General features: G+C 65.3%; 19 protein-coding genes. 13 read left to right on the top strand and 6 right to left on the bottom strand.

Annotated features, from left to right (window positions below; genetic code table 11):
• Positions 1-142: 142 nt before the first annotated feature.
• Entirely contained in the window at positions 143-1,807 is a 1,665-nt protein-coding gene (locus ACQR3T_RS18065; protein ID WP_428694365.1) for an ATP-binding protein, read from the top strand.
• Positions 1,804-2,460, top strand: a complete 657-nt coding sequence (locus ACQR3T_RS18070) for a response regulator (RefSeq protein WP_032376332.1) — start codon at positions 1,804-1,806, stop codon at positions 2,458-2,460. Before ACQR3T_RS18065 ends, ACQR3T_RS18070 begins: the two co-directional genes overlap by 4 nt.
• Here the strand turns inward: ACQR3T_RS18070 and ACQR3T_RS18075 are convergent.
• Positions 2,443-3,858, bottom strand: coding sequence for an MFS transporter (locus ACQR3T_RS18075; protein WP_428694366.1), 1,416 nt, complete (start codon positions 3,856-3,858; stop codon positions 2,443-2,445). The two genes, ACQR3T_RS18070 and ACQR3T_RS18075, sit on opposite strands and share 18 nt — an antisense overlap.
• A 74-nt stretch (positions 3,859-3,932) precedes the next feature.
• Here ACQR3T_RS18075 and ACQR3T_RS18080 point away from each other — a divergent pair, with 74 nt between their 5' ends.
• A complete protein-coding gene (locus ACQR3T_RS18080; RefSeq protein WP_428694367.1) occupies positions 3,933-4,457 on the top strand; it encodes a winged helix-turn-helix transcriptional regulator in 525 nt (174 codons plus the stop codon).
• 10 nt (positions 4,458-4,467) lie between these two features.
• Here the strand turns inward: ACQR3T_RS18080 and ACQR3T_RS18085 are convergent, their stop codons facing one another.
• Positions 4,468-4,893 (bottom strand): HIT family protein, encoded by a 426-nt coding sequence (locus tag ACQR3T_RS18085; protein WP_428694368.1) that lies wholly within the window; start codon positions 4,891-4,893, stop codon positions 4,468-4,470.
• A gap of 114 nt (positions 4,894-5,007) precedes the next feature.
• Between ACQR3T_RS18085 and ACQR3T_RS18090 the strand changes: the two genes are divergently transcribed.
• The 5 genes from ACQR3T_RS18090 to ACQR3T_RS18110 all read left to right on the top strand — a co-directional run bounded on the left by ACQR3T_RS18090 (position 5,008) and on the right by ACQR3T_RS18110 (position 11,859).
• Positions 5,008-6,264 (top strand): glycosyltransferase, encoded by a 1,257-nt coding sequence (locus ACQR3T_RS18090; RefSeq protein ID WP_428694369.1) that lies wholly within the window; start codon positions 5,008-5,010, stop codon positions 6,262-6,264.
• Entirely contained in the window at positions 6,261-8,285 is a 2,025-nt protein-coding gene (locus tag ACQR3T_RS18095) for a glycosyltransferase family 39 protein (RefSeq protein ID WP_428694370.1), read from the top strand. Before ACQR3T_RS18090 ends, ACQR3T_RS18095 begins: the two co-directional genes overlap by 4 nt.
• 78 nt (positions 8,286-8,363) lie before the next feature.
• On the top strand, positions 8,364-9,614 hold the full coding sequence (gene purD / locus ACQR3T_RS18100; protein ID WP_032376337.1) for a phosphoribosylamine--glycine ligase: 1,251 nt from the start codon (positions 8,364-8,366) through the stop codon (positions 9,612-9,614).
• 155 nt (positions 9,615-9,769) lie between these two features.
• Positions 9,770-10,606: a DUF559 domain-containing protein gene (locus ACQR3T_RS18105; RefSeq protein ID WP_428694371.1), complete on the top strand. Its 837-nt coding sequence runs from the start codon at positions 9,770-9,772 to the stop codon at positions 10,604-10,606.
• A 104-nt stretch (positions 10,607-10,710) separates the two neighbouring features.
• Entirely contained in the window at positions 10,711-11,859 is a 1,149-nt protein-coding gene (locus ACQR3T_RS18110; RefSeq protein ID WP_428694372.1) for a pyridoxal phosphate-dependent aminotransferase, read from the top strand.
• Positions 11,860-11,924: 65 nt separating this feature from the next.
• On the opposite strand, the gene ACQR3T_RS18115 is transcribed toward ACQR3T_RS18110, so the two are convergent.
• Positions 11,925-12,938 (bottom strand): threonine aldolase family protein, encoded by a 1,014-nt coding sequence (locus tag ACQR3T_RS18115; protein ID WP_428694373.1) that lies wholly within the window; start codon positions 12,936-12,938, stop codon positions 11,925-11,927.
• 67 nt (positions 12,939-13,005) lie between these two features.
• Here ACQR3T_RS18115 and ACQR3T_RS18120 point away from each other — a divergent pair, with 67 nt between their 5' ends.
• The gene (locus ACQR3T_RS18120) at positions 13,006-13,644 is read left to right on the top strand and encodes a TetR/AcrR family transcriptional regulator (protein ID WP_428694374.1); all 639 of its coding nucleotides are present in this window, start codon (positions 13,006-13,008) and stop codon (positions 13,642-13,644) included.
• Between the two features lie 107 nt (positions 13,645-13,751).
• Here ACQR3T_RS18120 and ACQR3T_RS18125 read toward each other — a convergent pair whose 3' ends face one another.
• Positions 13,752-14,402: a DsbA family oxidoreductase gene (locus ACQR3T_RS18125; RefSeq protein ID WP_037173282.1), complete on the bottom strand. Its 651-nt coding sequence runs from the start codon at positions 14,400-14,402 to the stop codon at positions 13,752-13,754.
• Between the two features lie 131 nt (positions 14,403-14,533).
• Here ACQR3T_RS18125 and purB point away from each other — a divergent pair, with 131 nt between their 5' ends.
• On the top strand, positions 14,534-15,952 hold the full coding sequence (purB, locus tag ACQR3T_RS18130; protein ID WP_428694375.1) for an adenylosuccinate lyase: 1,419 nt from the start codon (positions 14,534-14,536) through the stop codon (positions 15,950-15,952).
• On the opposite strand, the gene ACQR3T_RS18135 is transcribed toward purB, so the two are convergent.
• Complete coding sequence (locus tag ACQR3T_RS18135) at positions 15,953-16,744, bottom strand: HAD-IIA family hydrolase (RefSeq protein ID WP_428694376.1); 792 nt, start codon at positions 16,742-16,744, stop codon at positions 15,953-15,955.
• Positions 16,745-16,841: 97 nt separating this feature from the next.
• Here ACQR3T_RS18135 and ACQR3T_RS18140 point away from each other — a divergent pair, with 97 nt between their 5' ends.
• Positions 16,842-17,873, top strand: coding sequence for a protein kinase family protein (locus ACQR3T_RS18140; RefSeq protein ID WP_428694377.1), 1,032 nt, complete (start codon positions 16,842-16,844; stop codon positions 17,871-17,873).
• A 20-nt stretch (positions 17,874-17,893) separates the two neighbouring features.
• The gene (locus ACQR3T_RS18145) at positions 17,894-18,310 is read left to right on the top strand and encodes an HIT family protein (protein WP_032376344.1); all 417 of its coding nucleotides are present in this window, start codon (positions 17,894-17,896) and stop codon (positions 18,308-18,310) included.
• 65 nt (positions 18,311-18,375) lie between these two features.
• On the opposite strand, the gene ACQR3T_RS18150 is transcribed toward ACQR3T_RS18145, so the two are convergent.
• Positions 18,376-19,488, bottom strand: coding sequence for an ABC transporter substrate-binding protein (locus ACQR3T_RS18150; RefSeq protein WP_428694378.1), 1,113 nt, complete (start codon positions 19,486-19,488; stop codon positions 18,376-18,378).
• 198 nt (positions 19,489-19,686) lie between these two features.
• Here ACQR3T_RS18150 and ACQR3T_RS18155 point away from each other — a divergent pair, with 198 nt between their 5' ends.
• On the top strand, positions 19,687-23,211 hold the full coding sequence (locus ACQR3T_RS18155; protein WP_428694379.1) for an amino acid adenylation domain-containing protein: 3,525 nt from the start codon (positions 19,687-19,689) through the stop codon (positions 23,209-23,211).
• The last annotated feature ends 33 nt before the right edge of the window (positions 23,212-23,244 follow it).

A 23,244-nucleotide genomic window follows, 5' to 3' on the forward strand; every position in this document is an offset into this window, starting at 1 on the left:
GTGGGTCCGGTTGGACTACGTGTTGTGACTGAAGTTACGTAACCGGCATCACATGTTCGCTGTTGTGCGCACTACCCGCGCAAGCAACGTAAAGAGCCTTTTGCGCATTGTGCTCGAGCAGCTGGCGCTCTAGCCTTGGCACGTGCGATTGAGGACTCAAGTGCTGTTGCTGCAGGCCGCGTTGGTTGCGGTGGCGCTGGCAGTGGCCTTCGGGGTGTTCGCGATCAGCAGCGGTGAGCAGGCGAGTGAGGAGTACGGCGAGCGGGCACTCGCGGTCGCGCGGACAGTGGCCTCGGATCCGGAAGTCCGCTCGCTTGTCGAGCAGTTCTCGGCTGCGGACACCGCAGGTACCGATGCTGCGCCGGCCGGGGTGTTGGCCGGCGGCGCGCTGCAACGGGCAGGCGAAAGTGCTCGGGAACGCACCGATGCGCTGTTCGTGGTGATCACCGACGACCGGGGCCTGCGCCTGGCGCACCCCGATCCGACCGTCCTGGGGCAACGGGTGAGCACCGATCCGTCGGGTGCTTTGGCCGGCAATGAGGTGGTCGAGCAGGAGCGCGGCACGCTGGGTGACTCCGTTCGCGCCAAAGTTCCTGTGCTGGCACTCGGTTCGAGTGACGTGGTGATCGGCGAAGTCAGTGTCGGCATCTCCACGACGGCCGTGCGGACCGAACTGGTGAAGGATCTGATCAACGGTGCGTTGGTGACCGGGGCAGTGCTCCTGTTGGGTGTGCTCGGCTCGATTCTGTTGGCGCGCAGATGGAAGCGGCTGACCCTCGGGCTCGAACCCGAAGAACTGGCCGAGCTCGTACGCGAGCAGGAGGCGGTGCTGCACGGCATCGGCGAAGGCGTGGTGGCCATCGACCCCGACGGTGTCGTCACGGTGGTCAACGACGAGGCGCGCACGCTGCTCTCGATCGACGGCAAGCCCGGGATGCGTGTCGAGGACATCGGCCTGACGCCCAGATTGCTCGAGGTCATCGAATCGCCGACGGCGGAACCGGTACTGGCGGCCGTGAACGAGGTCGTGGTGATCGCGGCTGCTCGAAAGGTGCTGCGCGACAATCGAGATCTCGGTACGGTGCTGACCGTGCGCGACCGAACCGATGTGCAGGCGCTGACCCGTCAGCTCGACGCGGTGCAGTCGATGTCTGCCGTGCTGCGCGCGCAGCGGCACGAGTTCGCGAACCGAATGCATCTGGTCAGTGGACTGCTGCACGAGGGCCATCCGGACCGCGCGTCCGAGTACATCGACGAGATTCTGGGCGTTGGACCGAGATCGGAAGCAGTCGAGGGAATAGATGCCGTGTCCGATGCGTATCTGCGTTCGTTCCTCACCGCGAAGGCCGCGCACGCCCGCGAGAGTGGTGTGCGCCTGGTGCTGGGGGAGAACACCTGGGTCGGCGGCGAACTGGTCGGACCGGTGGATGTCACCACCGTGCTCGGCAATCTGATCGACAATGCGATCGACGCGGCCCGGCTCGGGGCACGTCGACCCGCCGAGGTGGAAGTAGAACTGGTGCAGGAAGATTCGACCCTGCATATCGTGGTCGTCGATTCGGGTGACGGAGTCTCGTTGACACCCGAGCAGGTGTTCGTCGAGGGCGTCTCGACCAAATCGACGGCGGATACCCCCGGTGGTCGAGGTGTGGGACTGGCATTGAGCAGACAGATCGCGCGTACCCGTGGCGGCGATGTGACATTGGCCGATATCGGTGGGCAGATCACGGCAGACAACGACCGTGGGGGCGCGGTGTTCATCGCCACGATTGCCGACGCACTACTGATTCAGGAAGAGACACAATGAGAGTTCTCGTCGTCGACGACGACTTCAGGGTTGCAGATCTGCATGCGGCACTGGTGAATTCGCTCGACAACTACGAGGTGGCCGCGGTGGCCACCAGTATCGCCCAAGCGCGTGAGCTGCTGACGGCACAGTCGTTCGACCTCGCTCTCGTGGACGTCTATCTGCCGGACGGGTCCGGTATCGACCTGGTTCGTGAACTCCCGTGTGACGCGGTGGTGCTGTCGGCCGCGGCGGATCAGCAGACAGTCAGATCGGCCATGACCGCGGGCGCGTGGACGTATCTGATCAAACCGTTTCCGCGGTCGGCGCTGGTCGACCGGCTCACCGGATATTTGAATTACCGCGGGGCGCTGGATCGTTCGGAAGAACTGACTCAGGCGGACATCGACGGAGGACTCGACGCCCTGCGCCCTCGTGCTGCGGCACCGCTGCCGACGTCGCAGTCGGTCACCCGTGATCTGGTGCTCGACGCGGTGCGCGGTACGGCCGAGCCGATGTCGGCCGGCGAAGTTGCGGCCGCAATCGGGATTTCGCGAGCGACCGCGCAGCGCTATCTGGCCACCCTGGTCTCCAAAGGACGGTTGCGGATGCAGCTGCGCTACGGGTCGACCGGGAGGCCGGAGCAGGAGTACTCGTCAGCGCCGGGTGCGTGAGAACGCCACCACCACGGCCCCGAGAACCGAAATCGCGGCAGTCACCAACGCTGCTGTGTTCCAGCCCGTCGTCAATGCCGCTGCGCTGTGATTGCTTATCGATTGGGTCATTCCGCGGGCTCCACTCCCGGCCGGAACAGCCACCACCGCAACCACGGTGACGCCGACTGCGGATCCGACGTAGCGCGCGGTGTTGTTGGCTCCGCTGCCCATTCCGCCGCGGCCGGCGGGGACGCTTGCCACCGCCTCGCGACCGAGAGCGGCATTGAGCACCCCGCTGGCAATACCCGCTACGAGCAGTCCGGGAAGCAATCGGGGCCAGGATGCGTTGTCCGACAACCCCGACACCATCACCATTCCTATCGCTACGCCCACCAAGCCGGCCGCGAGTTGTGTCCGACCGCTCACCGATGCGGGGAGCCTGCGGGCCAACAGAGCGGTGACTACCGACGTGCCGGACCACCCGAACAGCAGCAGGGCCGCCCCGAGAGCATCGATTCCCAGTGCGGTGCCGACGAATCCGGGCATGTACGACATCAGAGCGATGATTCCGCCGCCGGTGGCGAGTGCCGCGACCGTCGCTGCGAGAAAGGGCGGGTGCCGGAAGAGGGTGAGATCCAGCATCGCCGTCGCACTGCGTAATTCGAGGAACGTGAAGGCGGCCAGCAGTAGTGCGGCGAGGACGAAGAGAACGATGGGAGTGACGGCGGTCCAGCCCTGCCTGCCCTCCACCAACGCGGCCAGCAACGAGGCTATGCCGGTTGCCAACAGCAGCGCGCCGACCGGATCGAGCCCGCGCGGGGCGTCGGACCTGGATTCTTCGACGAGTAGGTGCGCGGCGACGGCGAGTGCGACTGTGGCGACGGCGAGAACCACGTAGGCCTCGCGCCAGCTCGCCCAGCGATCGAGTAGGGCGGCCAGCAACGGGCCGAGTGCAATGCCTGCACCGACGCTCGCGCCCCAGACTCCGCTCGCTTTGGCGCGCACGGGGCCGGCGGGGTGTGTGTGGGCGATGATGCCCAGGCTCGATGCGATGACCGCGGCACCGCCGAGGCCTTGAAGAATGCGTGCCAGAACGAAGATCAACGTGTTCGGAGACACGGCACTGATCAGCGTGCCGACGGCCAATACCGCGGCCCCGAGTGCGAAGGTGCGGCGACGGCCGAAGTCGTCGGCGATGGTCCCGGTGGTGAGCAGTGCGGCGGCAAGACCGATGCTCATCGAGCTGAGGATCCAGGTACGCCCCGCTGCGTCGGACATCAGATCTGCCGCGGTGCTGTTGATCGTCGCAAGCGGGGCGGTGAACGCCATCAGGGTCAGCAGGGTGCCGAGGGCTGCGATGGAGAGTGCTCGGGTGCTGTTCGTCGTGCCGGTGGGCGAAAGTGCACTGTCGGTCATTGTCGTCCTTTTGGTCTGGTGATCGAACTGTAAACGCCCAACTTGGTTCGGTCAACAGACTGTACGATTGCCCCATGGCACTCGGAATCGACTACGCCCGCCAGGACTGTTCCCTGGCCCGTGCTCTGGAACTGGTCGGCGAGCGCTGGACCATGCTCATCGTGCGCGACTGTTTCTTCGGCGTCCGACGCTTCGGCGATTTCCAGGTCCACCTCGACATTTCCAAGGCGGTTCTCGCCCAACGCCTCGGCGCGCTGGTCGACGCGGGGCTGCTCGAACGGCAAGCCCGAGCCCTCGAAGGCGGACACGACGACTACGTCCCGACGGCCGCCCTCGAGCGACTGTGGCCTGCCGTCTTCGCCCTGAGCTACTGGGGTGAGGAACAGACCGCGAAACCCGCAGGGAGGCGTCGACGATTTCTGCACGCGCCCTGCGGCACCGACCTCGGACCACTGGGAACGTGTCCCGAATGCGGAGTTGCACCCGGGCCACACGACATCGACACCGACGTCGGCCCCGGCTACGACCCCGACACCCGATCGGACGAGGTGTCGATGCAGCTGCGGACGCGTCGACGACTGTTGGTGCCGCTGCGTTGAGCGCTACGCGTCAGTTCGGGACGTGAGCTTCATGCCCGAGGTGGCGTAACGCTGCTCGGAGCTTGGCTGCGGCCTCGTCCTGGGACTCCGCGGAGGGATTGGGATCGGCACTCGAGATGTCGAAGTTGCCCATCTCGTAGGCCGGAAACACGTGCAGATGCAGGTGCGGTACCTCCAGTCCGGCGATCAGCAGACCCGCGCGAGGTGCGTCGAACGCCGTCTTGACGGCCTGGCCGATGATCTGCGCGACGGCCGTGATCTTGCCGAACGTGGCACCGTCGACGTCCTGCCACTGGTCGATCTCCGCACGCGGAACCACCAATGTGTGGCCCTGCGTGAGCGGCGCGATCGTCAGAAACGCAACCACGTCGTCGTCCTGCCAGACGAAACGTCCAGGAATCTCGCCGGCGATGATCTTGCTGAAAATGGAAGCCATGGGAACAGGATGCACTACCGGGTTCGGGTGGGTAGAGCTCCGCTCCTGCATCTCCCAGCCAATTGCCAGGTCCATCGCAGGGCGATGCAAGGTCCGGGCTCGATTCTGGTCCACATGACAACGAATTCCCTCGCACGAGCAGCAGGCCAGCGGCCCGGCTCGAACGCCACTGCCACTCTCGAGGTGGTCATTCCGGTCTACAACGAAGAAGCCGATCTCGAACAGTGCATTCGTCGTCTGCACGAGCACCTCGAGGACCGAATCCCGTTCCGGTCCTCGATCACGATCGCCGACAATGCCAGCACCGACGGAACGCTCACCGTCGCGCATCGACTCGCCGACGAGATCGACGGTGTCCAGGTTCATCATCTGGACGAGAAGGGACGCGGCCGGGCACTCAAAGCCGTGTGGCTGGCTTCGGACGCCGATGTCGTGGCCTACATGGACGTCGATCTCTCGACCGACCTCAACGCCCTGATGCCGCTCATCGCACCACTGATGTCCGGTCACTCGGACCTCGCCATCGGGTCACGGCTGAACCGATCGTCTCGGGTGGTCCGCGGAGCCAAGCGTGAATTCATCTCGCGCAGTTACAATCTCATTCTGCGCACCTCGCTGCGCGCGCGCTTCTCGGACGCGCAGTGCGGCTTCAAGGCCATGCGTACCGATGTCGCGCGAAAGTTGCTCCCGCTGGTCGAAGACACCGGCTGGTTCTTCGACACCGAATTGCTGGTCATCGCAGAAAAAGTGGGCCTGCGTATTCACGAGGTGCCGGTCGACTGGGTCGACGACCCCAACAGCAGCGTCAACATCGTCGACACCGCCGTCAAGGACCTGCAGGGGTGCTGGCGCGTCGGCCGCGCCCTTGCCACCGGAGTACTGCCTGTCGCCGAACTACGTAGAAGCCTGGGACGGGAGCCGCTCGTGCCCGGTGTACCGCACGGAATGATCAGCCAGATGGTGAGATTCGGCATCATCGGCGTTGCCAGTACCGTCGCCTATGCACTGCTGTACCTCATGCTGCACTCGTTGATCGGCGCACAGGCAGCGAACTTCTTCGGGCTGCTGATCACCGCGGTGCTCAACACTGCGGCCAACCGTGCGTTCACCTTCGGGGTCCGCGGATCGGACGGTGCGGGCAAGCATCAACTGCAAGGACTGGCGATCTTCGGCTTCGCCCTCCTCGTCACCAGCGGATCGCTTGCGGTGCTGCACGCCTGGGTTCCCGATGTGTCACGGCACGTCGAACTCGCCGTCCTGATCGTCGCCAATCTCGTTGCCACGGTGTGCCGATTCGTCGCACTGCGGTGGGTCTTCCGTAGCTCGTTGGACGCAGGCTCGGAGTCCGTGCGTTCGGAGAAGAGCCTGTGACGACGACGATCGAGCGGCCGTCCGCGGCCGAATCGTCCGCCCCCGCGGCCACCCCGCGATGGGAACTGATCGGGCTGGTGGCACTGCTCTTCGGCACCGGCGTCGCCTATATTTGGGGACTCGGTGCCTCGGGTTGGGCCAACTCCTTCTATTCGGCCGCGATTCAGGCGGGTTCGGTGTCGTGGAAGGCCTTCTTCTTCGGGTCCTCCGACGCCGCGAACTCGATCACCGTCGACAAGCCGCCGATGTCGCTGTGGTTGATGTCGTTGTCGGTGCGCATCTTCGGGCTCAACACGTGGGCGATGCTGGTGCCGCAGGCTCTCCTCGGGGTCGCCTCGGTGGCACTGCTCCGCGCCACCGTCAAGAGACGCTTCGGCGGAGCGGCCGGTCTGCTCGCCGGCTTGGTGCTGGCCGTGACCCCGGTTGCCGCACTGATGTTCCGTTTCAACAATCCCGACGCACTGCTCGTGCTGCTGATGATCGCATCGGTCTGGGCGCTGCTGCGAGGCGTCGAGACCGGAAAGACCAAGTGGCTGTTGATCACCGGCATGTTCGTCGGATTCGGCTTTCTCACCAAGCAGCTCCAGGTGATGCTTGTCGTGCCGCCGCTGGCGTTGACCTACCTGATCGCCGGGCCGCCGAAGTTCCTCACCCGATTGCTGCAACTGTTCGGTGCACTGGGCGCGATGATCGTCTCGGCCGGATGGTGGATTCTGATCGTGGAATTCTGGCCGGCGTCGTCCCGGCCGTGGGTCGGCGGTTCGCAGAACAATTCGATCCTCGAACTCACGCTCGGCTACAACGGATTCGGTCGCCTCAGTGGTGACGAGACCGGAAGTGTCACCCCCGGCCGCGGCGGTATGGGCGGCGACATGGCCGGGGGCATGCCCGGCGGAATCTGGGGAGAAACCGGCATCTTCCGCATGTTCGACGCCTCCCAGGGTGGCCAGATCGCCTGGCTCATCCCGGCTGCGCTGATTCTGCTGGTTGTGGGACTCGTGTTGCGCGGCACAACACCTCGAACCGACGGGCAACGTGCGTCGCTGATCGTCTGGGGTTCCTGGCTGCTCGTCACCGGGCTGACGTTCAGCTTCATGGCCGGAATCCTCCACGCGTACTACACCGTTGCGCTCGCACCCGCCGTTGCCGCGCTGATCGGCATCGGCAGCGTCCTGCTGTGGCGGCGACGCGATACGTACTGGGTACGCGTCGCGATGGCCGTCGCGGTGGCGTCGACCGTGGCGATGGCATGGGTGTTGCTCAGTCGCAGTGAGAGTTTCGTGCCGTGGCTGAAGTGGGCGATTCTCGTCGTCGGAATTCTTGCGGCCGTGGCGCTGCTCGTTCCCGCGCTGACCCGAGGCAGGCTGGCGGCGGCGTCGATCCTGGCGGTGATGTTCGCCGGACTTGCCGGTCCGACGGCCTACGCGGTCGATACCGTCAACACTCCGCATACCGGAGCCATCGTCTCGGCCGGTCCGAACACCGGTATGCGCGGATTCGGCGGAATGGGTGAGGGTCGCCGAGGGCAGGGTGGTCTGCCCGGTGGGATGCAGTTGCCGGTCGGGATGCAGTTGCCGGCGGGATTCCCGGGTCAGGCCGGGCAGTTGCCCGGTGCCGACGGTGGTTCGGAGATGGGTGGCACGGCCCGCGGCATGGGCGGCGGTATGGGTGGTCTGCTCGAAGGCAGTGCACCGACCGCGGCGATCACCGAGATGCTCGAGCAGGACGCCGACTCGTACACCTGGGTGGCAGCGGCCATCGGAGCCAACACCGCGGCCGGCTATCAACTGGCCACCGAGGATCCGGTCATGCCCGTCGGCGGATTCAACGGCACCGACCCCTCGCCGACTCTCGCCCAGTTCCAGCAGTACGTCGCCGATGGACAGATCCACTACTTCATCGGAGGCGGCGGTATGCCGGGAATGGCCTCGGGTACCTCGGCCGAGATCTCGGCGTGGGTCACCGAGAACTTCACCGCGACCACGGTCGACAACGTGACGTTCTACGACCTGACGCAGTAACACCGAACCATCACGAAAGAGCCCCGCACCCTGACAGGTGCGGGGCGCTTTCGCGTCGAGCAGATAGTCTGATGCACTGTGCGCGTACTAGTCATAGGTTCCGGTGCTCGTGAGCACGCCCTCCTACTTGCGTTGAAGGCCGATCCGTCGGTCGAGAAGCTCTTCGTGGCTCCCGGCAACGCAGGCACCGCGAAGCTCGCCGAGCAGCACGCGGTCGATGTGGCCTCCGGCGAGGCGGTGACCGCGCTGGCGAAGAAACTCGACGCCGATCTCGTGGTCATCGGACCCGAGGTGCCCTTGGTTCTCGGGGTCGCGGACGCGCTCCGCGAGGCAGGCATCGCCGCGTTCGGCCCCTCCGCCGACGCCGCGCGTATCGAGGGGTCCAAGGCGTTCGCCAAGGACGTGATGGCAGCAGCCGGTGTCCGCACCGCGCACAGCGAAATAGTCGACTCACCTGCTTTGCTGGACGCTGCTCTCGACCGATTCGGTCCGCACTGGGTGGTCAAGGACGACGGTCTGGCCGCGGGCAAAGGCGTCGTCGTCACCACCGATCGCCTCATCGCCCGCGATCACGCTGCCGAGCTCCTCGAGAACGGTCACCCGGTGCTGCTGGAATCGTTCCTCGACGGACCCGAGGTCTCCCTCTTCTGCCTCGTCGACGGCGAGAGCGTGGTGCCGCTGCTGCCCGCGCAGGACCACAAGCGCGTCGGCGACGGAGACACCGGGCCCAACACCGGCGGCATGGGTGCGTACACCCCGTTGCCGTGGTTGCCCGAGGGCGCGGTGGAGCAGATCGTGCGCGATGTGGTGAAACCCGTTGCCGCCGAGATGGTGAAGCGCGGCGTGCCGTTCTCCGGCCTGCTGTACGCCGGCCTGGCGATGGGAGCCGACGGCCCGGCCGTCGTCGAATTCAACTGCCGCTTCGGTGATCCCGAGACCCAGGCGGTGCTGGCGCTGCTCGATTCACCTCTCGGTGAGGTGCTGAACGCGACGGCAACCGGCACTCTCGCGTCGCTGCCGCCGCTGCGCTGGAAGGACGGAGCAGCCGTCACCGTCGTCATCGCCGCCGAGAACTATCCCGGTCGCCCCCGGATCGGTGACGAGATCCTCGGCTCCGACGGCGCTGGCGTCCTGCACGCAGGCACTGCGATCAAGGACGGAGTTGTGGTCTCTGCGGGCGGACGCGTGTTGAGCGTGGTCGGCACCGGATTCGACCTCACCGCCGCCCGAGACGACGCATACTCCCGAATCGCGGGAATCCGCTTGCCGGGCAGTCACTTCCGCACCGACATCGGACTGGCTGCAGTGGAGGGTCGCATCACGCTGTAGGTGCGCTGAGTGTCCACAATTTCGCCTACCACACGCTTTCCCGTGTGCCGGCCGAAATAGTGGACACTCACGTCAGTTGTCCACAGTTAGCAGCGTTATCCACATTTCTCGAATCGCTCACCCACACGTGGATTTCCGACGCCAGGCTGTAGTCCATGGGGGTTTACACGAGGCAGCAGCTGCTGGACACCGGCGTCAGCGAGGGCGCAATCGCATATCGGACGAGAGTCGGCACACTGACCCGGCTGCTTCCGAGCATCTACTGCACCGGCGAATCGACGTACCGTGACCGTTGCGTCGCCGCCACGCTCTGGCAACCGCACGCAGTGCTCAGCCATCTCACTGCGGCGTGGTGGTGGAACCTGTTGGAGCACGAACCCGATCACGTGGACATCACAATGCCTCGCGCGTCGAGAACACGCGGTCCGAAGTGGCTGCGGGCGTACCGGCGCAGTCTCGCCGAGTCGAGCTTCGCGGACGGTCTGCCGGTGGTGACCATCGAGCAGTCCATCGTCGACGTCGCTGTGTTGCTGCCCCGGCCGGAGCTGGAACAGTTCTTCGACTCCGCACTGAGCCGCGCGGTGAGCTGGCGCGGGGTGGCGAGGCAATGCGAGAAGTCGGCCGGGATGGCCGGCATCACCGAAGTGAGAAGGCAGCTGCGACTGTGTTGTCCGCGCACACTGTCCGAACCGGAACGCATGGTGGCCCGGGCGCTCACGGCGGCGGGCTTTTTTCTCGAGATCAACGCGGAGGTAGGGCCCTACTACGCGGATCTGATGGACCGCCGCGCACGGGTGATCGTCGAAATCGATGGACGTGAATTCCACAGTGCGCCAGGTATGTTCACCAACGACCGCGTGCGCCAGAATGCACTGCAACTCGACGGATGGCTGGTGTTGCGCTATTCGGCGGCGATGGTGCTGACCGACTTGGACTATGTGGTGCGGCAGATCGTCGACACAGTGCGGCGTCGCCGGAAGGCACTGACCTGAGTGTCCACAATTCGCCGTCGCACTCGCGATCCCGTGCCAGGGACGAAATAGTGGACACTCACCGCACCTGCGCCGAGCGTCCCGGGATCAGTAGTGTCGATCGAATGCACAGTGAATCGCAGCGATCGAAGGTTGAGCCGTTTCATGTGATGGATGTGTTCGCAGCAGCAGCCGAGCGGGCACGTACTCACGGTGATGTTCTCTCGCTCGCTGCAGGTCAGCCGTCCACCCGGGCACCCGGGCCCGTGTTGCGCGCCACCCGGGAGGCCCTGGACGCGCATCTGCTCGGGTACACCGAGACGCTCGGGATTCTGCCGCTGCGCCGGGCAATCGCCGAGTACCACAGTGCGCGGTACGACATCACGGTCGACGCCGACGACGTGGTGATCACCACCGGGTCGTCGGGCGCATTCACGTTGCTGTTCCTCGCTGCGTTCGATGCGGGGGATGCCGTCGTCATGGCCAGGCCCGGTTATCCGGCCTATCGAAACACGTTGGCGGCGTTGGGCTGCCGGGTTGTCGAACTGGACTGCGTCGAAGAGACGCGGTTCCAACCGACCGTCGCGATGCTCGAGGAACTGCCCGAGCCGCCTGCCGGGCTGATCATCGCGAGCCCAGCCAATCCCACCGGCACGATCATCGACGCGGATGAGCTGGCCGCGATTGCGCGCTGGTGCGACGAGCACGGAACGCTGCTGATCTCGGACGAGATCTACCACGGCATCTCCTACGGCAATGCGCACACGTCCAGCGCGTGGGAGACATCGAAGGAGTCCGTCGCGATCGGATCGGTATCGAAGTACTTCTCGATGACGGGTTGGCGGTTGGGCTGGATGCTGCTTCCGGCCCGATTGCGCAGGGCCGTCGAACGATTGGCGTCGAACATGACGGTCTGCCCGCCGGCGATCTCGCAGGTTGCGGCCATTGCGGCGTTCACCGAGGAATCTCGTATCGAGCTGGATTCGCACGTCGAGCGCTACGCCGTCAATCGCCGAATTCTGCTCGACGGTGTGCCGGCCCTGGGCATCACCGATCTCGCACCGGCCGACGGTGCCTTCTACGTGTACGCCGATATCGCACACCTCACCGACGACTCGCGGAGCTGGTGTGCGCGAGTCCTTTCCGAGACCGGGGTTGCGCTGGCACCGGGCGTGGATTTCGATACCGTCCGCGGCAATCACACCGTGCGATTCTCGTTCGCAGGCACCACCGCGGACGTCCAAGAAGCGTTGGAGCGACTACGTCGCATGTGAGCGTTTCCTCGTAGCAGGCTACGAGGCAGGAGTGGAGCCTGCGGAACGACAGGAAAGCGCTGCGCTCACATGCGGCGCAGCCGCTCCAGCACCTCGTCGATGTCTGCGGAGTCGACGTCGCGATGCGTCACGAAGCGCACCTTGCCTGCGACGGTCACAGCGGCGATACCCAGGCCGGCGAGCTCGGTCACCTTCTGCGCCGGATCTTCGACGGTGGCCAGCACGATATTGGTTTCCGGTTCCGGCACATCCCAGCCGCGCTCCCGCAGTCCGCGGGCGAGGGTCGCCGCGTTGGCGTGATCCTCGGCCAGATCACCGATTCGATCCAGCGCAACGAGCCCTGCCGCAGCCAGAACGCCACCCTGACGAACCCCGCCGCCCAACATCTTTCGGACGCGTCGGGCCTCGTGGATTCGCGCCGCGTCGGAGACCAACATCGAGCCGACGGGCGCTCCGAGGCCCTTGCTCAGGCACACCTGCACCGTGTCGGCGCCTGCAGCCAACGACGCTATCGGAACATCGAGGGCCACAGCGGCATTCCACAGTCGCGCACCGTCCAGGTGAATTTTCAGACCCGAATCACGTGCGGCACCGACGAGTTCGGACCACTCGTCCGGTCCGAACACGGCACCGCCGGCGAAGTTGTGAGTGTTCTCGAGCGAGAGCAGCGTGGTCCGCAGCGCGAAGTACGGCCCTGCGCCACCGGCCTCGGCGCGAACGGTCGACGCGAGGGGACGGCCGGGGCCTGCGTCGTGGGGGAGGGCGTTCGGCATCCCGCCTGCCAACCACGCTGCGGTGCCGAGCTCGGATCCCAGCACGTGCGCGTGTTCGGGGGCCAGGAACCGATCGCCGCGCTGCAGATGCAGCATCAGCGCAATGATGTTGCCCATCGACCCGGACGGGACCCACAGTGCCGACTCGAATCCGAGCATGCCTGCGACGGCCTCTTCCAGTGCCGCCATCGTGGGGTCGTGATCGAGGACGTCGTCGCCCACTTCGGCGTCTGCCATGGCTTTTCGCATGACCGAATCGGGCCGGGTGATGGTGTCGGAGCGGAGGTCGATCGTTCTGTGTGCCACGAGTAACGACAATTCCATAGCTCGAAAGCAGTCCGACGAACGGCCTCGAGCTGGCACGATGACTTGAATGTCCGCAGGTCCGACCGAGTCGCAACACAAGGTGTCGGGTGCGACTCCGAAGGGGGTGCGCCGCCGCCAGGCATTGGCGTCGGCCGCTGCGGACCTCCTCGTCGAGGGTGGCTTCGACCTGGTTCGGCACCGATCCGTGGCCGCGCGAGCCGGGCTTCCGCTGGCGTCGACCACCTACTATTTCGAGTCCCTCGGAGACCTTGTTGCTGCGGCAGTCGACGTCGTCGGAACCCGCGAGATCGACGTCATGCGCGGTCGCATCGAGGACGAGGGCAAGTGCTCGAACGAAATGGAATCGACGGTCGACCTCATCGTCGACCTGCTCATCGGGCCACAGGACGGCCACGAGCAACTGATCGCACGATACGAGCGCTTCATCGCGTCGGCCCGGCATCCCGAACTGCGGGAAGTGCAACTGCGGCTGCGCGCCCAGATCGACGACCTGCTCACCGACGTGCTGCGTAGATCGGGCCGAACCGTGCAGGAAGAGCAGCTACGACGACTCGTGGCGGTGGTCGACGGAGCAGTGGTGGGCGCGCTCAGTGAAGTGGACCCCGATCCTCGTGAAATGGCGCGAAGCATGCTGTTGGCCGTCATCGACATCGTGGCACCGGCGGAACAGGTGCCGGCCGATTGACTGCTAGTCGGTCTCGTCAGGGTCTGCGTCGTGGATTGGCAGTACCTCGCACACGCCGCCCTCGCAGACGGGGCCGTGGTCGTCGCCGATGATCTCCAAAGGACTGCTCATGAGCCGGCAGCGGCCTTCTGCAGGACCTCGGCGAACACCGACGGTTCCTGCGCGCCCGAGACACCGAGCCGTCCGTCGATCACGAAGAACGGCACACCGCTGATTCCGTACGCGATGGCCTGCTCCTTGTCCGCGCGCACTGCTGGCAGGAACTCCTCGGATTTCAGCGCCTCGACCACCTCGTCGCGGTCGAGGCCGACCTCCGTGGCCAGGTCGGCGAGGTCATCGGTTCGGCCGACGTGGCGGCCCTCCTCGAAGTAGGCCGCCAGAAGCCGTTCCTTCATCTCGACCTGCTTGCCCTTCGACTTGGCGAAGTGCAGAAGCTCGTGCGCCTTGACGGTGTTGGTGTGCTGCAGGGCGTCGAAGTCGTACGCGAGCCCCTCGCCTGCGGCCAGCTCGGTCATCTGCCCCAACATCTGCGTGACCTGGGCGGCCGGCATGCCTTTGTGCGAGACGAGAAAGTCGACCTCGCTGCCGTCGAAGTCGACCGGTGTGTCGGGTGCCAGCTCGAACGAGTGGAACTCCACCTCGAGCGTTCCGCCCCCGGCGGTGAACGCCGCAGCGCCTGCCTCGAAGCGGCGCTTGCCGACGAAGCACCACGGGCATGCGATGTCGGACCAGATGTCGACCTTCACTGTTCGGCTCACGTCGGCTCCAACCTCGGAACACGCTGCGGTTATTCCACTCCGCGGCGATGGTCTCGATGCTCGGTCCGACGGCCGAATCCGAGTCCGACCTCATCCGAGACCGACAACTGCGCCACGTAAGCTGGACGCTCGTGAGCATCCCGAATGTCCTGGCCACCCGTTACGCGAGTCCCGAACTGGTGGAGCTGTGGTCGCCGGAGCACAAGATCGCCCTGGAACGCCAGTTGTGGATCGCCGTGCTGCGCGCGCAATCCTCCCTCGGAGTCGACGTACCCAACGCTGCGATCGCCGACTACGAAGCCGTCGTGGACCAGGTGGATCTCGCGTCGATCGCCGAGCGCGAGCGGGTCACCCGGCACGACGTCAAGGCTCGAATCGAGGAGTTCAACGCCCTCGCCGGCCATGAGCACATCCACAAGGGACTCACCAGTCGCGACCTCACCGAGAACGTCGAGCAGCTGCAGATCCTCCGTTCGCTCGAACACGTGCACGCGCACGGCGTCGCGGTTGCCAAGCGGCTGGCCGAACGCGCTGCCGAGTACTCCTCGCTCGTCATGGCCGGTCGCAGTCACAATGTTGCGGCTCAGGCCACGACTTTGGGCAAGCGTTTCGCCTCCGCAGCCGACGAGCTGTTGCTGGCACTGGCCCGGGTTCAGGAACTGATCGCTCGCTACCCACTGCGCGGGATCAAGGGCCCGATGGGCACCTCGCAGGACATGCTCGATCTCTTCGGCGGCGATTCCGCCAAGCTCGTCGCACTCGAGCGCATCGTGGCCGATCACCTCGGTTTCCGGCACACGCTCACCAGCGTCGGCCAGGTCTATCCCCGCTCGCTCGATCACGAGGTCGTCTCCGCGTTGGTCCAGATCGGTGCCGGGCCGTCGTCGTTCGCGCATACCGTCCGACTGATGGCAGGCCACGAACTCGTGACCGAGGGGTTCCAGCCGGGGCAGGTCGGCTCGTCGGCGATGCCGCACAAGATGAACACGCGCTCGTGCGAGCGCGTCAACGGCCTGCAGGTGGTACTGCGCGGCTACGGATCGATGGCCGCCGAGCTCGCCGGCGCGCAGTGGAACGAGGGTGACGTCTTCTGTTCGGTCGTGCGCCGCGTCGCCCTGCCCGACGCTTTCTTCGCCATCGACGGTCTCATCGAGACCTTCCTGACGGTGCTCGACGAATTCGGTGCCTACCCGGCCGTCATCGCCAAGGAACTCGACCGATACCTGCCGTTCCTCGCGACGACGAAGGTGCTCATGGCCGCCGTGCGCGCGGGCGTCGGCCGCGAGACCGCGCACGAGGCGATCAAGGAACACGCCGTCGCCGTCGCACTGGCAATGCGCGAGCAGGGGCAGGAACCCGACCTGCTCGACCGCCTCGCCGCTGACGATCGACTCCCATTGGACCGCGCTGCCCTCGATGCTGCACTGGCAGACAAGACAGCCTTCATCGGTGCAGCCGACGCCCAGGTCAGTGCTGTCGTCTCGGCCGTGGAGCGGCTGATCGCGAAATCCCCTGCCGGAGCGTCCTACAGCCCGTCGCCGATTCTCTAGTCAGGACAGGACGTCGGGGAGGTCGGCGACGGAGTCGATCACGTGGTCGGGCTCCATCGCGAACTCGTCCGTGATGCGGCGGTCCAGCACATCCTGACGGAACTTCCCGGTGCGCACCAGCACCCCCGTCATGCCGACGACCTGGGCGGCGAGAACGTCGTTGTCCAGGTCGTCGCCGACCATCACGACATCGTCCGGGTCGACGCCCATCCGGTCGGATGCCGTCCGGAAGCCCAGCGGAGCCGGCTTCCCGATGGCCTTCGCGGTATGGCCCGACGCTTGTTCCATTCCGGCCAGATACATGCCGGTGTCGATGCGCAGACCGGCTCCCGTGCTCCACATCAACGACCGATGCATCGCGACGACGGGTATGCCGCGGCACAGCCAGTCGTAGACGCGACTGAGACGTTCGTGGGTGAACTCCGGCCCGGCACCGCCGACAACCACGACGTCGGGATCCTCGGACGTCTCGTCGACGAATTCGATTCCCGGCATGTCGCCGGCGATCTCACCGTTGTTGATCAGCACCACCCGCGCGTCCGGATAGTTCTCGCGTAGATGATCCGCGGTGAGCGACGCGGCCGTGACGATCTCGTCGGAATGGACGTCCAGCCCGACATCGCGCAACGCAACGGCGATCTGCTCACGCGTCTTCGATGTCGTATTGGTCAAGAACGCACGGGCGATGTCCCTGCTGTCGAGAAACTTCAACGTCTCCGCGGCCCCGGGCACCGCCTGCCACGACGTCACCAGGACGCCGTCGATGTCGAAAAGAACCCCGCCGATACCCATCGGCAAACAGTAGTCGGGTTACCGAACGCCTGCAGCCTCAGTCATGTCGTCCACGTAGGGTCGAGCGCGCCCGATGCAGGCAGTGAGGAGCCGGCCGATGGATGCACAACATGCCGAGCGTCGTGCCCGCCACACGGCTGCGAGCGCACTCCTGTCGTCGATGAGCGACCGAGAACTTGCTCGGGCGGTGGCGACGGCTACTCCGCTCGGAACAGGAATCGGCGGTCGCTCGATGGAGATGGACGTCGACGGCGACCGGGTCTTCGTCAAACGAATCCCGCTGACCGACTTCGAGATGATGCCGCAGAACAGGTTCTCGACTGCGAACCTTTTCGGGCTCCCGACGTTCTATCAGTACGGGGTGGGGTCATCTGGTTTCGGTGCCTGGCGCGAACTCGCCGCTCACACGATGACCACCGAGTGGGTGCTCGACGGGGAATTTCCTGGATTCCCGTTGATGTACCACTGGCGCATTCTCCCGGACTCGGCCCCCGAAGGATTCGTCGACGAGTTCGGGGGCTTGGAACGCGCGGTGACCTACTGGGAGGGGTCGCCCGCAATACGGAGTCGGTTGGAGGCCATCGGCACCTGCAAGCACAGTGTGGTGGTGTGCCTCGAACACATACCGCACACTTTGGGTGACTGGATTGCCCAGCAGCGCAACGGTTCCGACGGCGATGCGCTCTACCTGTGGGCCGAGAACGCACTCGCGCGGACCACCGAATTCACGAGTGCGCACGGTTTCGTGCATTTCGATGCCCACTTCGCCAACATCCTGACCGACGGGCGACAACTCTATTTTGCAGATTTCGGACTCGCCTCGAGCTCGACCTTCGAACTGTCCACGCACGAGTCCACGTTTCTCTACCGACACCTGTCGTACGACCGTGTCTACACGGCCGGTCAGCTGCTCCGAACCCTGATCGCAGACAAATTCAGTGAACGCGAACGCGATGCCTTACCGCAGAGCTGGATCGGGGGAGTGCGGCCCGAGGGCATGTCGCCGGCAATCGAAGCATTCGTCGATCGTCACATCCGCCCGACAACCGTGCTGAATTCCTTTCATCGCAGCCTTGTCGACGACACCAAACTGACGCCGTTCCCCAGGGCAGAGATCGATGGGGGCTGAGCAACCTAGAGTCGTTAACTGTGAACCCATACACAATTTTCGCCGAGATCATCGCCGGGACGGCCGAGTCCTCTCGCGTCCACGAGGACGAGACAGTGGTCGCGTTCATGGACATTCGGCCGCTCACCAGCGGGCACGTACTCGTGGTGCCCCGGGAGCAGTTCCGGACCCTGGCGGAGTTGCCGCCGGAAGTCGGCGCCCACCTGTTCGTCGTGGGGCAGAAAGTGGCCGCCGCTGTGCGCGCGAGCAATCCACGTGTCGCCGGCGTCAACCTGTTCCTCGCCGACGGCACGGTGGCAGGCCAGGAAATCTTCCATGTGCACCTGCACGTCATCCCGCGCATGATCGGCGACGGCTTCGGCCTCCGTGCTCGCCCGTCGTCGCCGCAGCGATCCGAACTCGACCGACTGGCGGCCGAGATCGCAGCTGCCCTGTAGTGATCACGCCCGGACGGAACGGGACCACCGGCAGATGTGCGCCGATGGTCCCGTGCCCGATACGACTACTCGGCAGTGACCTTCTGTGCCTTGGACAGTGCGTCCGCGTAGACGTCGATCGTGTTGGTGTAGCGGCTGTAGCTCTTGTTGGCGCCGTAGTCCCACAGCACCATCTGTTGCTTGTCGACGGCGGCGATGGTGTCGAAACCGGGGTAGCGGCTCGGAATGTCGGCAAGCTTCACATCCGCTGCGTTGGCAACGTCGTGGTAGACGAATGCGACATCGACATCGCCACTCGACACGTTCTCCCAGGACACCTTCTTCCAGTATCCGTCGTCGGTGCCGTCGGGGGTGTACATCTTCAAGCCCCAGCTTTCGTAGTCGCTGAAGTCCGGATCCGCAGACGGATCGAGGACGTACGCGACATCGAGGGGCCAGACTCCGACTCCGGTGAGGTCCTGGCGTTCGGAGGCAACCTTTTTGAAGTTGTCGACGGCAGCGTCGTAGTCGGCCTTGATGTCTGCCAGCTGCGGGGTGTCGAGGTCGACGCCGAGCGAGGACGCGAGTCCGGCGTAGTTCTCGATGGTCTTCGCGGTCGATGTCGTGTCCAAGGTGACCCCGAGAGTCGGAGCGAGCTGATCGATCGTGTCGGCCTTGGACGAGTCGGCCGTGGTGGTCAGCTTGCCGAATTGACCGAATCGTGGGTTGAACTCACCGATGACAAGATCCGGTTCGAGGCTGGCGGCTTTCTCGAAATCGAATGTGCCCCAGCTCTCGCCGACCGATTCGATGCCGGTCAGATCGGAGCAACTCAGAATGGGGCTGGTGCTCATCGGAGTGGTGGACCAGATGGCGATGGGCTTGATTCCGTACGACATCAGCGCTGCGGCGGATTCCTCGTCGGCGATGATCTTGGTCGGTTGTGAATCGAGCGAAATGGTCCGTCCGCGGCCGTCGGTGTACGTGAACGGTCCGGACGCCCGGTCGACAGCATCGACGCGGTCGTTCTCGCTGCACGCGGCAGGGTTCGCGTTCAGGTCGACGATCTGTGCGCCGCGGTCTTCCGGGTCACTGCTGCATGCTGCCGCAGTGAAAAAGACGAGGACGGCAATGCTCCCGGTCAAGACACGTGGGCGGGACCCGAACCGGCCGGTGCTGCGTATTCGCTGAGAGATCATGTGTCGCTTTCGTCTTGGTCTGTCGGCCAGAAGCCGCGTGCGGTGGCGCAGGTGCCGTCCACTTCTCCGTGCCGACAGATGTTAGCCTCCTCAGGGTCGACTAAGCGAGGGTAGCCTTTCCTTATGGACGTCAGGTGGCGAAACTCCTGGTCACGCCCAGTACGACGCAGAGTGCAGCCGATCGAAGGGACACACCGGATGGATCCGCACGGAATCGGGACCGAAGAACTGCGGGCGCAGGTCGCAGAACTGATCGGCACCGAGCTCGAGGCTGTGTCGCTCGAGGCGAATCTGTTCGAGTTGGGACTGGAATCGATCGTGCTGATGCGGTTGGTCGGCAGATTCCGCAAACAGGGTAGGGCCGTGACATTCGCCGATCTTGCTGCGCGGCCCACAATCTCGGCCTGGTCCGAACTGGTCGGTGCAGCAATCGAACCTGTACCCGTGCCCACGGCCCGCACGTCGGAGTCGAACCGGCTCGACACCGGCAGCTTCGACCTCGCCGTGCTTCAGCATGCCTACTGGATCGGCCGCAGCGCAGAGCAGCGGTTCGGCGGCGTCGCGCCGCATCTGTACACCGAGTTCGACGGCGAAGGGGTCGATCCCGATCGACTGCGCAACGCGCTCGACGCCGTGGCCCGCAGGCACGACATGCTGCGGGCTCGGATCACTGACAACGGACAGCAAGTGATCGAGTCCACCCCGGGGTGGCGAGGGTTGACGGTCCACGATCTGCGGAGCGCGGACGACGCAGCAGCCGAACTGGAACGAACTCGACAACGATTGACCCACCACATGCTCGATATCGAAGCGGGAGAGGTGTTCTCGGCAGACCTGTCGCTGCTGCCGGACGGTCGAACTCGTCTGCATCTCGACATGGACATGATCGCAGGCGACGCCGTCAGCTTTCGCATTCTGGTCGCAGATCTGGCGCAGGCATACGACGGTCGGGCACTCCCCAGCATCGACTACAGCTACGAGCGCTACCTCACCGACCGACCGGACGATCGCCGCAACGCTCGGGAGCAGGCCGAAAAGTACTGGTCCGACCGACTCGATTCTCTACCCGGAGCGCCCACTCTGCCTCTGCTCGAACGTGATTCAGGCTCACCCGTGGCAACACGACGGGCGTTCCATCTCGACTCGCATGCGTATTCGCAGTTGCAGTCGCAGGCTCGTGCGCACGGCGTCACCCCGGCGGTCGCGGTGGCAGCGGCCTTCGCCGAGGTGGTCGGGGCGTGGTCACGTGAACAGCGATTCCTGCTCAACGTTCCGATGTTCGACCGTGCCCCGACGCACCCGGCCGTCGGCGAACTGATCGGCGACTTCTCGTCCTCGGTCATGTTGGATGTCGATCTGAGCGAGGACCTTTCGTTCGCGGAGCGGTCCCGGCAGCTGCGGGCACGCTTGCACGAGGACGCCTCGCACGTCGACTACTCCGGAGTGGAGGTACTTCGCGACCTCGGTCGTCGCCGAGGGGAACCGGTACTCGCGCCCGTCGTCTTCACCAGTGCGCTCGGATTGGGCGAGCTGTTCGACGGCCGTGCGCGGGAGGTGTTCGGGGACCCGGTGTGGATCATGTCGCAGGGACCGCAGGTGGTTCTGGACGCACAGATCACCGAGCTCGACGGCGGCGTGCTGGTCAATTGGGACATTCGCGAGAACGAATTCCTGCCAGGGGTTCCCGAGGCGATGTTCGACGCCTTCGAGTCGCTCGTTCGCGGCCTCGTCGACGAGGATGCCGTCTGGAGGAAGGCGGTGGGCCAGCTGGCTCCGCCGCGTCAACTTCTCTTGCGGACCCCGGCCACCGATGTCCCGCGCACGGATGCGGTGCCGGCAGCTGGGACCGACACCCTGCACCGCGCCTTCTTCGACCGGGCGGCCAGAAGACCGGACGCGATCGCTCTCGAGTGGGGCGAGAACGAGTCGATGACCTACGGCGAATTGTGCGACCGTGCGCTGAGAGTGGCTGCGACACTGACAGATCGCGGGGTTGCAGTGGGGGACACCGTAGGGGTGACGCTGCCGAAGGGGCCCGACCAGGTCACCGCAGTTCTCGGTGTGCTTGCCGCAGGTGGGGTGTACGTGCCGATCGGCGTCGACCAACCGGCGAGTCGGGCTGCGCTGATCGCTGGAAAAGCCGGCTTCGCGGTGACGATCGGGGGATCGCGTGACAACGGTCTCGCTGTGGCCGGGAGTGGCGCCTGCGGAATGACCATTCTCGACGCCGTCCTCGGGGAGCCTCTGCCCGCACCGCATCTCGGACCCGACACCGCTCCCGCGTACATGATCTTCACGTCCGGTTCGACAGGCGAACCGAAGGGTGTCGTGGTCTCGCATCGTGCCGCGATGAACACGATCAGCGACCTGATCGGACGATTCGAGCTGGACGAGGGCTACCGTCCGTTGTGCCTGTCCGAGTTGGACTTCGACCTGTGCACCTTCGACCTGTTCTCGGTGTTCGCGGCCGGCGGTACGGCCGTGCTCATCGAGGAACACGAGCGCAAGGATCCGCAGCGCTGGGCCACTCTCATCCGTGCGCACCGAGTCACGGTGATCAGCTGCGTACCGCCGCTGCTGGACATGATCCTGTCCACCGGTGAGGATCTCGGCGATTCGCTCGAGGTCGTCATGCTCGGCGGCGACAAGGTGGGTATCGACCTCTACCGTCGGCTGACGGCTGCGGTTCCTGGATGTCGGTTCGCCGGACTCGGTGGCGCTACGGAAACCGCGATCCACAACAGCATCTGTGAGGTCGTGGACGTCGATCCGAACTGGCGCACAGTCCCGTTCGGTGTGGCGCTCGGGTCCATGGCGCTTCGGGTGGTCGATGCGCGCGGGCACCAGGTGCCGGACTGGGTACCCGGTGAGCTGTGGGTCGCGGGCGTGGGTCTCGCCGACGGCTACCTGGGCGATCCCGAGCGTACGAACGAGCGGTTCGTCGACGCCGATGGTTACCGCTGGTACCGCACCGGTGATCTGGTTCGCTACGGCACGGGCCCGATGGTCGAGACCGGGTCCATGGTCGAATTCGTTGGCCGCGTGGACAATCAGATCAAGATCAACGGATTCCGCATCGAGCTCGGCGAGATCGAGTCCGTCCTGGGCGACGACGCCGAAGTCGCCTCTGCCGCAGCGGTCGTCGACCGGGTCGGAGCTGCAGTGGTGATGGCAGCAGTGGTGCTCACCGATCGCGACGCTGACCCGGACGAGACCGTTGCGGGCATCATCGCCAGGGCTGCCGAGCGTCTGCCTGCACACATGGTGCCGGAACGTACAGTGGCACTGCGAGCCTTGCCGCTCACCGTGAACGGCAAGATCGATTCCTCGGCCATCGTCGAACAGTGCCGCGCTGCAGGCGATACCGAGCGGGTGCAGGCGCGAGTGGCCCCCAGAACCCACCTCGAGCGCGCACTCGCCTCGATCTGGCAGACGGTGCTCGGTGTCGACGAGATAGGGGTCACCGACACCCTGTTCGCGCTGGGCGGCGACTCCGTCCTCGCGACCACGATCGTCGCCCGAACCCGCGCGGCCTTCGACATCACGTACGTCACGGTGAGGATGCTGTTCGCTGCCCCGACGGTATCGGGGCTGGCGGAGTCGATGATCGTCGCGGCAGGCGGTAACGAGCTGCTCGAGGCGACGGCAGAGATCTACGTGTCGATCGAATCCATGTCCGAGGACCAACTGCTGGCGGCCCTCGATCAGCAGCACACGCCCTGACTCGACACCACTTACTCCTTCCACGATCGGGAA

The sequence above is a fragment of the Rhodococcus sp. IEGM1428 genome (genome assembly GCF_050321865.1).
Lineage (GTDB): Bacteria > Actinomycetota > Actinomycetes > Mycobacteriales > Mycobacteriaceae > Rhodococcoides.